General features: G+C 48.8%; 1 protein-coding gene. It reads left to right on the top strand.

Going from position 1 to position 1,771, the window contains the following annotated elements; all coding sequences use genetic code 11:
• The first annotated feature begins 166 nt into the window (after positions 1-166).
• A complete protein-coding gene (locus WBA89_RS21970) occupies positions 167-1,696 on the top strand; it encodes a YifB family Mg chelatase-like AAA ATPase (protein ID WP_424409443.1) in 1,530 nt (509 codons plus the stop codon).
• Positions 1,697-1,771 lie beyond the last annotated feature (75 nt).

Here is a 1,771-nt window from a genome sequence, read left to right as displayed (position 1 = left end):
GAAGGCGAAGAGGGAAGAGGGAAGGGGGAAGACTCAGCAGCAGAGGAGCAAAAAGAGAAAAGGAAGAGGCAAGGAAAAGTTTTTCTTGCTTCTTCCGATATTCATTAGTCATTGTTAATCATAATATATGATGAACCAAAGACAGGCAAATTAAGGATAAACAAAAATGCTTGCTAGGGTTTGGAGTGCATCGATCGTAGGCATTGACGCGGTAAAGGTGGGCGTGGAGGCTGATGTGTCGGGGGGGCTGCCGAAAATTGTGGTGGTGGGGTTGCCCGATTCGGCGGTGCAAGAAGCTAAAGAAAGGGTTAAGGCTACGCTAAAAAATTCGGGTTATGCTTTTCCGATGCGGAGTATTGTGATAAATTTAACTCCGGCGGATTTGCGGAAGGAAGGGCCGAGCTTTGATTTGCCGATCGCCATTGGCATTTTGGCAGCGTCGGAACAAGTCAGCGCTGAACTTTTGGGAGATTATTTGTTTTTGGGCGAACTGTCCTTAGATGGAAGTTTGCGGCCTGTGTCTGGGGTGTTGCCGATCGCCGCTGCTGCTGCCAAAATGGGTGTTTCTGGGTTAATTGTACCGGCTGGTAATGCGGAAGAAGCGGCTTTGGTGCAGGGAATATCTGTTTACGGTTTTGAAAATATTTTTGCAGTTACTGATTTTTTAAACAATCCTCAAGTTTATTCGCCGGTACAAGTAAACGGTAGAGAAGAGTTAGCAAAAAGGCGGATTCCGGGTCTAGATTTAAAGGATGTAAAGGGGCAAATTCACGCGAGACGGGCTTTGGAAATTGCGGCGGCGGGGGGACACAATTTGATTTTTGTGGGGCCGCCAGGGAGCGGTAAGACTATGCTGGCGAGACGTTTGCCTGGTATTTTGCCGCCGCTGACTTTTGATGAAGCTTTGGATGTAACTCAAATTCATTCGGTGGCGGGGTTGTTGAAGGATAAGGGTAGCTTGGTGGGCGATCGGCCTTTTCGCAGTCCTCACCATTCGGCATCGGGGCCTTCTCTGGTTGGCGGGGGCAGTTTTCCGCGTCCCGGTGAAATTTCTTTAGCACATCGCGGCATCCTTTTTTTGGATGAATTGACTGAGTTTAAAAGAGATGTTTTGGAGTTTTTGCGGCAACCGTTGGAAGATGGTTATGTGACGATTTCTCGGACTAGACAATCGGTGATGTTTCCGGCGCAATTCACTTTAGTTGCGAGTACGAATCCTTGCGCTTGCGGTTACTATGGCGATTCGATCCAACAGTGTACTTGTTCGCCACAAAAGCGGGAGCAATATTGGGCAAAGCTTTCGGGGCCTTTGATGGATCGGATTGATTTGCAGGTGGCGGTTAATCGTTTGAAACCGGAGGAGATTACGCGACAGCCGACGGGTGAGGAATCGGAACCGGTGCGGGTGAGGGTTCAGCGCGCAAGGGCGATCGCAACTAACCGTTTTAAGTCAGAATCTAGTTTGCGGTGTAATGCGGAGATGCAAAGCAGCCATATTAACCAATGGTGTCAGTTGGATGATGCTTCTCGGAATTTATTGGAGATGGCGATTCGGAAGTTGGGGCTGTCGGCGCGGGCTAGCGATCGTATTTTGAAGGTTGCGAGAACTATTGCTGATTTGTCGGGGGATGAAAGTCTGAAAACCAATCATGTGGGGGAGGCGGTGCAGTATCGGACGATCGATCGGATGCAGTAAGGTGGATTTGTGCGATCGGGCTTAGGGAAAATGACACAGGAATCTAAAATAACAGCAAGAATGTCCATATTACTC

The organism is Microcoleus sp. (assembly GCF_049646505.1).
Lineage (GTDB): Bacteria > Cyanobacteriota > Cyanobacteriia > Cyanobacteriales > Microcoleaceae > Microcoleus.
Note: the sequence above shows the minus strand (reverse complement) of the source record. Positions and strands in the feature narration are given on the sequence as shown.

What these genes read in the sequence shown, in the direction of transcription:
- WBA89_RS21970 (WP_424409443.1), top strand. Translation starts at nt 167, where the DNA reads ATGCTTGCTAGGGTTTGGAGTGCATCGATCGTAGGCATTGACGCGGTA.